The following is a 9171-nucleotide window of genomic DNA, read 5'->3' as shown; positions in this document are numbered from 1 at the left end:
CCGATTTCGGAGGGCGGCTATCCTCTCGCGAATGTCGTGATGGGAGAGGAAAGCGGCCATCCGCTTTTGGGGCTTCAATCGAATTAGCAGCCGTCTAAGCTACACCGACCCTTGTTCTCCCGAATTAGCCGACGTCTCGGCCTCACGTCGCATGAACGTCCAATCGATTAGCGCTTCGATCGACGGCCCAAGCGCCAAGCCGATTTCACTCAGCGCATATTCGACCCTGGGCGGAACTTGAGGATAGATCGTCCGGGTGACGATCCCGTCCTTCTCCAGTTCTTTTAGCTGTTGAATCAGCATTTTCTGATTCACGCCTTCGACACGACGTTCCAGCTCGGAGAAGCGCAAAGGCGCTCGTGCGGCAAACAGTTGGAAGATGATCACCATCTTCCACTTGCCCTCCAGGACGCGGAGGGCCTCGCTCGTCGCGGCGGCCCACACGAGCTGCTGCTGTGGGTCCTCGCATTGCCAGTCACGCTGCATGTGTCACTTACCTTTTGGTGAGTTACCCACCTATCAGTAGGTTCTTGTCAGTTCTGGTACCTGACCATAATTCCCGGTGCGACGCAATGATCGCAGAGGAACGACACATGAAGATCGGCATTCTTGGGACAGGGCATATCGGCAAGACACTCGTCACGAGGTTGAGCGAGGCGGGCCATGAGGTGAAGGTGGCCAACTCTCGCGGGCCCGGGACGATCGATCCCGAGCTCCTGTCAGCCGGCGCCCGTGCCGTGACGACGGAGGATGCGCTGACCGACGTTGAGGTCGTCATCCTCTCGATACCTCTCAACCGTATTGCCGCAATTGCACCGTTGGTGGCTCGCCTGCCTGAGGAGACGGTCGTGATCGACACCTCCAACTATTACCCGTTCCGGGACTCCAAGATCCAGGCGATCGAAGACGGACAGGTGGAAAGCCTGTGGGTGGCTGAGCAACTTTGCCGCCCGATCGCAAAGGCATGGAATGCGATCGGCTCCGCCTCTCTTGCCAAGAAGGGCAAGCCGGCAGGGACATCGGACCGGATAGCCATTCCCGTTGCAGCGGACCGTGAGCGCGATCGGCGGATCACGATGGAACTGGTGAGCGATACTGGCCTTGATGCGTTTGATGCCGGCTTACTTGCGGAATCCTGGCGTCAGCAGGCTGGCGCGCCAGTCTACTGCACGGACCTGACCCTCGCCGAGATTCCTGCGGCTCTCGACGTTGCGGAGAAGGACAGGCTCCCCAAGCGCCGGGACCTAGCGGTCGCGGTGATGCAGGAGCGCTTGGGTGACGGAACCACGAACCCTGACGAGGACTGGGGCGTCCGCCTCGTCCGCGCCATCAATATGTGAACGCCGGCCGAACCGCTTCATTCCAATAGCCATCCATCTACCAGAGGATCAGACCATGACCCGCGTTGTACGCTTTCACGAATACGGCCCCGCAGACGTGCTGCGCATCGACGACATCGAGGTTCCTGCACCTACCGCCGATGAGGTGCAGATTGCCGTCAGAGCGATCGGCTTGAACCGCGCAGAGGTAATGTTCCGCAACGGCGCTTACCTTCAGGAAGCGGAGTTCCCCTCGCGGCTCGGGTACGAGGCCGCAGGGTTGGTCAAGACCACCGGCAGCGACGTGTCAGGCTTTGCGAATGGCGACGCCGTGAGCGTCATCCCAACGCTCGATATGTCGCGCTGGTCGACCTATGGCGAGATCATCAACATCCCGGCGCGCTACGTCGTCAAGCACCCCGCCGCCCTCTCGTTCGAGAAGGCAGCCGCCTCCTGGATGCAGTATGTCACCGCCTGGGGTGCGCTTATCGATCAGGCGAAGGTCACCGCAGAGGACTTCGTCATCGTGTCAGCCGCATCGAGCAGCGTCGGCATCGCGGCGATCCAGGTCGCTCGCAGCGTCGGGGCGACAGTGATTGCGACCACTCGTACGAACGCCAAGGCGCAGGCGCTGACTGATGCCGGTGCGCATCATGTGATCGCCACCGCCGATGGCGATTTGGCCGCGCGTGTGAACGAGATCACCGGCGGCAAGGGCGCTCGCGTAGTGTTCGATCCGATCGGCGGCCCTGCTATCGCCCAATTCGCCGAGGTAATGGCTGTGGGCGGCATCCTGCTGGAATATGGCGCCCTCAGCCCAGACGACGGGCCGTTTCCGCAGTTCGCGGTGCTGGGCAAAAGCCTGACGATCAAGGGCTACCTGTACACCGAAATTGTCGGCGATGATGAAGCGCTGGCGCGAGCCAAGGCATTCATCACCAAGGGTCTGGAAAGCGGCAAACTAGACCCGCTGGTGTCGCGGACATTCCCGTTCGACCAGATTCAGGAAGCGACCCGCTTCCTCGAGTCCAACGAGCAGATCGGCAAGATCGTCGTGACTGTCTGATCCGCTATCGGGAGAGCCCCCTCAGGGTTCTTCCGATATGAAATGGGTGTGGCAGTCTAACGACTACGACTGCACCGCAGCGTCCGAGCTGAACGAACGGCAGCTTCCGGCTTTAGGTATTCGCTCAGCGAACGACAGTTTGAGGGCGTAACTGCCGCTGCTCGCTTGCGAAAAACAGCATAGTGTACATACACATCCGTAAATACAGAAGCGGCGGTGGATTTTGAGTGGGACGATGGAAGGCCGCATCGAATCTCGCCAAGCACGGGGTCTCTTTCGAGCTGGCGCGCGAGGTTTGGAGCGATCCGCTCTACGTGGTCCTTCCTGATCGCATGGAAGGCGGCGAGCAGCTGGCACGCTATCGGCATGATCAGTGCTGTTGTCGTCCTGGTGGTCGTTCACAGCCATCCGCAACCGGATAACGAAGACCGGGTCCGGATCATCAGCGCCCGAAAAGCAACGGCACACGAAAGGAAACGCTATGAGCAAGAAAGCGCTTAGTCCCGAGTTACAGGATCAGCTCGATCGGCTCGCAGCTCTGCCGGACGATCAGATCGACACCATCGATATCCCCGAAGCATCGGCCGAAGCGTGGAAGCATGCCCGCCGGCCAGGTCTGTATCGCCCTATCAAAAAGCCCGTCACGCTCCGGCTCGATGCCGATATCGTGAGCTGGTTCAAGGAGCACGCCCATGATCGCGGCTACCAGACCGAAATTAACCGCGTGCTGCGCCGCTACGTTGTAGAGAGCGAAGCGCAGGCCTGACGCTATCCATACCGCTGCTTAGCCGCTCCCACTGCCGACTGATATGTGGCAGAGTTGCCAACGGCAGGGGATCGAACCCGCACCCGTCGCCGAGATCGCTGTAGCGATACGTCTACCAATTCCGTCACGCTGGCACGCACCAAGTTCGGGAAAATCCCGTCATTAAGCAATGTCCGGTTTCGGGTGGCGCGGTTCGCTGGGGGAATGGCTATGTTTGGGTGCCCCTGCCGTCGCAAAAGGGACCCCTTTTGCAACGCAGCCCGTGCCAGCTTTGATTCTCGAAATAGGATCGAGTTTCAGGAATTAACCGCTGCCTCGTATTGTGGTGTGTGGAACAAGAATATCGGATTAGGCTGTGCAGTCTTACCTTATCGGCATGATCTTACCCGTGCCAGGCTCGGGGCGTCTGGTTCTATTCGAAGCGTATCCGACGAGGGATGTCATTCACCGCGAAATCTGGGGGCGAGAGATGTTCCTGTTCGACGCCGGCAACCGGCCCGTTTGGTAGATCGCGCCGGAACCAGGCGCGACGGACGACATGCACCGGAATTCGATGCGCCCGCCCCGCGACCGACACCTTCTCCGCCATCAGCAATATCGACGAACAATTTTATGCGAGCCGGATCGGCGGTGACACCTTTGTGATCGATATGTCTCCACCTTTTATCGTCATTTTCCAAAGGGCGGTAAGGCCGAGACAGGTGACAAATAGCTCTGACAGACCGTGCCAATTAGCGATGATATCTACACCCCGAGTTACGCAGCTTTCTCTCCGACCGTGCAAACACCGTCGAAGAGCTTGCGGACCTGCTGCTTTGGCGGAACAGCAAGACAGTCGCTGATCGCCGCTCGGTTCAATCTCCGCCCTTTCTTCACCTGGCTTCCGGTCGGGCTGGCAGCCTCGGAGGCAGACGGCGTGCCTGCCGTCGTTGCGGCAGCGGCAGCGGCAGCGTCATCCGCGGCCTGCGTCGCCTCGATCACGCGCAAGCTATTCGCCGCGATCGCGGGGTCGACGCGGATCGGGGGCATCTGCGGCGCCGGAATCTTTGTCCGCTCGATCAGGTGCTTCTCCGCGTAATAGCGGACCTTCTTGCCGTAGGTCGCGTACATGCCGCGCCGGAAAACGATCAGATCGTTTTCCGGCAGCAGCTCGACTTCCTGTGGGAGCATCAGCGGCCGGCGCTGATCGGACTCGGACGTCGACCCACCTCCGCCACCCCAGGTGCCCATCGAGCGCGACCGCGCCTTGTATGTGTAACTGCCGAGCTGGTCAGAGATCTTCTTCGCCTCGGACAAGGCAGCCGGACGCAGCACGAGCCGTACCGCGCAGTTGCGCTCGATGTCGGCCGCCACCTTGTCGCCATAGACGCCCTGGATCTGCTCGAGCGACTGAAACGCTGGCAGCATCCGCAATCCGTAGCCAGCAACATAGCTGAAGGCGTTCGCCAGCACGGTGCATTTGCCGAGGCTGGCGAACTCGTCGAGTGCGAGCAGCACCTTGACCTGGTGGACGCCCTCCTTCGGCAACTCGCGGACGTTGCGGTCGATGAGCTGCTGGAAAAGCAGGCCGTAGATCGGCGCAACCCGCTCCAGATCGTCCGGCGAGACGCCGAGGTAAAGCGAGATCCGCTTGTCGCGGAACTCGCTCAGATCGAAATCGCTCTCTGACGTCGCCGCATCGACATACGGGTTCAGCCAGGCATTGATCTTCGACGTGACGGACTGACGCAGGCCGGAGAAGGTGTTTGCCGACGAGCCGGTGTAATCCTGGATCGCCGAGACGCACGCGGTCGAGAGCGGCTTACCAGCCTTCTCGCGCGCCGCGATGATCTTGGGGAAACGGCGCTGTGCATCGACAGCCGCGAACTGGCGATAAACCTCGCCGAGCGTGAAGGGGAGGGCGTTCTCCCCATCGTCGACGGTTGCGGCGATATACGCTGTGACGCCGAGGAACGCGGTGCGCGCGCCCTCGGCCCAGAACGTCTCGCCAGTCAGCGGATCGGGGTAGAGCATCGCCGCGATCTTCTGCAGCTCGTTGATGACCTCGACCGGATCTCGCCGGTTGATGTAGCCCAGCGGATTCCACCGCACGGTGCGGCCACTCGTATCGAGCGGATTGAACAGCAGCACGATTTGCCGAAGGACCTCCTTCCGGTAGCCGGCGGTATTCTCGTAATTCTCCTGCTTGATGTCGAGCACGACCAGCGAGTCCGGCCAGTCGAGCAGATTGGGGATGATGACGCCGACACCCTTGCCGGCGCGGGTCGGTGCCTCGAGCATGACATGCTCGGGACCACCAAAGCGCATCACTTTGCCATTGAATTTGCCCAGCACGATGCCGGTCTGGGAGAGCAGCAGGCCCTTCTTGACCTCGTTGATGCGCGCCCAGCGTGCTTCGCCATGCAGCTTCTGTCGCGTGAACAACGTCGAGATGATGATGATGACGGTCAGAACCATGCCGACCCCGAAGCCGATCAGGAACGGCTGATAGACAATCGGATATCCTTTTAGCGCCCAAAGCGCGGCGGGCACCTTGCGCCACGGCGTATGTGCATTGAGCAAGTGCGCCTTGAACAGGACGGTGACCGCGCCGATCGCCGCGCTCATCACCAACCCAATCAGGGCCAAAAACGCGATCGCTGCCGGCTGCGACCCCTCGTTGCTCCGCATCCATTTACCGCTCACGCCATAGTCTCCCTACTCGTTCGGCTTGCTCGCTGGATCGAACCAAACTTCCGTCATGCGATAGCGTGCCGGCTGACCCTCACCAGGCGGCAGCCGGTGCATCTGCACGACGATATCGATCAGCGAGCGCAGCAGCGACCGGATGTCGTGGCGGTCGAGATCGTTGCCGCCCTCCGACTCCTTGACCAGCAGGGTCAGCTGCTCGAACGCGCCCTCGGCTGTGTTGGCGTGGACAGTCGTGATCGAGCCGGGATGGCCGCTGTTGACGTTGCGCAGGTAGAAGAACGCCGTGCCATCGCGCAGCTCCTGCAGGAGGATGCGATCGGGCCGCATCCGCAGCGCCGACTCCAGCAACTCCTTGGCGCCGGCCTTCTGGAGGCTTTTGCCGTCCTTGGCGTACATCATGTGGACGTGATTGCGCTGCGGCACGACCAGCTCGCGCGTATCCTCGATCGTCAGGATCCGCTCATAGTCGGGGATTAGCTTGATGAGCCCTTTCGAGAAACTCGTCTTGCCCGAGCCGGTAGCGCCGGAAATCAGGATGTTCTTGCGCGCCTCGACCGCAAGCTTGAAAAAGCCGCGCCAGTCGCCCGCTTCGCGCAGGCGCAGCAGATCGGCATCGACATCTCCGTAGAGCCCGTGTGCGCGGACCTCGCTGAATAGACCGGCACTTTCGAAATCATCGATGTTCATGGTCACGCCCGACGCCTTGCGGATCGTGATCGAGATGAAACCTTGCTCGACGGCCGGAGGAACGACGACCTGCGCGCGTTCGCCCCCGGGCAGGACCGAGGAGCAGACCGGATATTCGGAGTTGATGTCCTGCTTGGTCAAGCCGGCGATCAGTTTGGCCAGCGTCATGAGAGCGGCGTTGTCGAGCGCCGGCTCGTCATGCCACTCCCACCCGTTGCACGTCTCGAGACCGATCACCCCGGGCTCGTTGATAACCAGTTCGGTCACGTCGTCGCGAAGAAGATGCCGTCGGATCGGCTCGGCATTATGCTCGTAGATGAGCGACGTAGGGCTGGATGCCATCGGCTTAGCGCCTCAGCCCCACGTCATAGACCGAGCGGAAATCGAAGTCCTTGGCGACGAAGATCGCAGCGGTGTCGCCCTGGTTCTTCTTCAGGATCGGTTTGATGTTCATCGTATTCTGAAGCACCGTTTGCCCGGTTTGCCCCGGAACCTGCGTCGTGTTGCTACCCTCATTGGCAAGGGCTCGACCGACGATCTGCGAGGCATCCTCCAGCACCGAGATGACGAGCCCAACGCCGAACCGCGCCCAGAACTGCGTATCGACACCGCCCGGAAGCCCTGCGCGGCCGAGACTGTCGGCCGCGGGCGAACCGAGATCGATCGCAACACCACGGGGGGTCAGAGCGCGGGTCCACAGCACGAACAGGCGTGCCTGCCCCTGCGTGATGCCGCCCGAATACTGCCCAAGCACCTTGGTCCCCTTGTCGATGAGGATGATGCGACCGTTCTCGGAATAGACGTCGTGATTGATGACGCACGACACGAACCCGGCCTGCGTCGAATTGATCGCGGTCTGAAGCGTGCAGGGGATCACTGTACCCGCGCTCAGCAGCAGGTTTCGGTCGGCGACCATGGTAGCACGCACGGTCTGGATCGCGGAGTGGCTGAGCTGGTCGTTGAAATCGGTCGCGCCCTTGGCCGGCGCAGTCGGCGCATCGTCACCCGACGGCCCGAACCCGCTTGCGCCGAACCCTTGTCGCGCAACCGTGGATTGCCCGCCACGCGACCCATCGCCTTGGGGCCCCCCTTGCTGCTCTTCCATCCCCGCGCCAGGCACGGCCGATGCCGTGCCGGTATTGCCGAAGGCCATGATCGGCGATCGCCGCGCCGCATCCGCCATCGCGCGCGCTTGCTCGGCCCGTCGCTGCGCGGGCGACTGCTGCCCGTTTGACGCGGTGGTGGTTGCCGAGACGGGGTTCGCGTTCGCATCCGCAACCTGGGTGCCGGCCGCTGGCGTGATCGGTCGCCCGAACACGTCAGTCTGTACAGCGTTAGGTTGGCCAAGCTGGCCCGCCAACGCCGCCCGCTGCGCGTTCGCAGAGCCCATCACATCGTCCACAGATCGCTCGCTGGCCTTAGCGGGCTGAGCTGCCGACGCCGTGCTGGCGGACTGGTGGAACGCGCTATAGCCGATCATGAGGCCACCCATCGTGCCGAGGAGACCGACCCCGGCGCCGATCAAGGCGATGTTGCCCCACCCGCCACTGCGTGCGACCGGGCTATCGATGTCGCTCGAAGGGACGGTATCCGCAGCGACGTCGCCGCCCCGGTCAATGACGGTGCCGACCATGTTACTGTCCCTTCACTTTACGTTCGACCACATTGGAGACGGTGCCCGTGCGATCGCCGCGATCATTGCGCAGCGGAGCTTCGTTGTAGATGCACAGCACCGTCGAACCGCGCCGGAGGCGGATCTGACGATAGACCGCATGGATCACGACGAAATCCTCGCGAACATCGTAGGGGACGATGGTCTCGGTCCCGTCGACGTCGACCGCGAAGATCGAGGGAATGTCGGCGTGGCCCGGATAGCGCAGTACCGTGAACTCGCCATTGTCGGAGATCTCGGTCGGTTGCAGCGCGGAGTCGCCCTGCACCGTATAATTCATGTTCCGAGTGCCCTCGATTACGGCATGGTCGAGCGCTGCCTGGGCGACGTTCGTCTCGATCGCCTTGGCGGTTTGCGCCTGGGCGAGCTGCACCTGAAGCGCCGCCATGGCGCGTTCCTCGCGCGGATAACGGAAGCGGACACCGTACATCGTATCGCCCGTTCCGAGCGACAGATTGAAATGGTAGGTTCGCGGCGTTCCGCCCGCGTTCGTGATGACGATCAGGTTTGTCCCGCCCGCCTTCTCACGCGGCTTCAGGAAGACGACGTTGCCGACCGGCGCGATCTGCCATGACACCGTGTCGCCGAGCGCCGCCTGCGTCACCGTCTCGCCGGGACCGAACTGGATCTCGATCGCGTGGCGGAAACTGCCGACGATCGTCACCACCTGGTCGGGATCGTAATTGACGTTGCGGACGCGCGCGTCCTTCCCGCCAGAGATGGGGGTCTCGGACGCAAACGCCGCTTGCGGCATCAATGTGACCGCACAAGCCCCGACGATCGAGAACGCAATCAGGCGCTGCCACACCGCCCCAACCCCGCGCCAGAACCGGCTCTTCGAGCCGGTATCTGTCACCACCAACTCGGTCGATGGTGGCGACAGGTGAACCGCCAGCTTCTCGCGAAGGGCTGGCATGAAGGGGACGACGACGTGCTCGCCATCATCCGGAATTGTTGGCTGATCGCTCAT

General features: G+C 62.0%; 9 protein-coding genes and 1 pseudogene. 4 read left to right on the top strand and 6 right to left on the bottom strand.

Features of this window, described 5'->3' with window-relative positions:
* Positions 1–99: 99 nt before the first annotated feature.
* Positions 100–486, bottom strand: coding sequence for a winged helix-turn-helix transcriptional regulator (locus J4O76_RS19095; RefSeq protein WP_426283645.1), 387 nt, complete (start codon positions 484–486; stop codon positions 100–102).
* Between the two features lie 86 nt (positions 487–572).
* Between J4O76_RS19095 and J4O76_RS19090 the strand changes: the two genes are divergently transcribed.
* The 4 genes from J4O76_RS19090 to J4O76_RS19075 all read left to right on the top strand — a co-directional run bounded on the left by J4O76_RS19090 (position 573) and on the right by J4O76_RS19075 (position 3151).
* Positions 573–1340: an NADPH-dependent F420 reductase gene (locus tag J4O76_RS19090; RefSeq protein ID WP_426283644.1), complete on the top strand. Its 768-nt coding sequence runs from the start codon at positions 573–575 to the stop codon at positions 1338–1340.
* Between the two features lie 97 nt (positions 1341–1437).
* Positions 1438–2385: a zinc-dependent alcohol dehydrogenase family protein gene (locus J4O76_RS19085; protein ID WP_426283643.1), complete on the top strand. Its 948-nt coding sequence runs from the start codon at positions 1438–1440 to the stop codon at positions 2383–2385.
* Positions 2386–2612: 227 nt separating this feature from the next.
* Entirely contained in the window at positions 2613–2807 is a 195-nt protein-coding gene (locus tag J4O76_RS19080; protein WP_426283641.1) for a BrnT family toxin, read from the top strand.
* A gap of 59 nt (positions 2808–2866) precedes the next feature.
* On the top strand, positions 2867–3151 hold the full coding sequence (locus J4O76_RS19075) for a BrnA antitoxin family protein (RefSeq protein ID WP_426283640.1): 285 nt from the start codon (positions 2867–2869) through the stop codon (positions 3149–3151).
* 55 nt (positions 3152–3206) lie between these two features.
* Here the strand turns inward: J4O76_RS19075 and J4O76_RS19070 are convergent.
* From J4O76_RS19070 to J4O76_RS19050, 5 genes and pseudogenes are all read right to left on the bottom strand, one after another.
* Positions 3207–3285: pseudogene (locus J4O76_RS19070) on the bottom strand.
* Positions 3286–3907: 622 nt separating this feature from the next.
* A complete protein-coding gene (locus J4O76_RS19065; protein ID WP_426283639.1) occupies positions 3908–5836 on the bottom strand; it encodes a type IV secretory system conjugative DNA transfer family protein in 1929 nt (642 codons plus the stop codon).
* Between the two features lie 12 nt (positions 5837–5848).
* Positions 5849–6871 carry a P-type DNA transfer ATPase VirB11 gene (virB11, locus tag J4O76_RS19060; protein WP_426283638.1) on the bottom strand — a complete coding sequence of 341 codons (1023 nt, stop codon included), beginning with the start codon at positions 6869–6871 and terminating at the stop codon, positions 5849–5851.
* Positions 6872–6875: 4 nt separating this feature from the next.
* Positions 6876–8162, bottom strand: a complete 1287-nt coding sequence (gene virB10, locus J4O76_RS19055) for a type IV secretion system protein VirB10 (RefSeq protein ID WP_426283637.1) — start codon at positions 8160–8162, stop codon at positions 6876–6878.
* Between the two features lies 1 nt (position 8163).
* On the bottom strand, positions 8164–9171 hold the full coding sequence (locus tag J4O76_RS19050) for a TrbG/VirB9 family P-type conjugative transfer protein (RefSeq protein ID WP_426283636.1): 1008 nt from the start codon (positions 9169–9171) through the stop codon (positions 8164–8166).

The organism is Sphingomonas sp. NFX23, assembly GCF_049887795.1.
Taxonomy (GTDB): domain Bacteria; phylum Pseudomonadota; class Alphaproteobacteria; order Sphingomonadales; family Sphingomonadaceae; genus Sphingomonas.
Note: the sequence above shows the minus strand (reverse complement) of the source record. Positions and strands in the feature narration are given on the sequence as shown.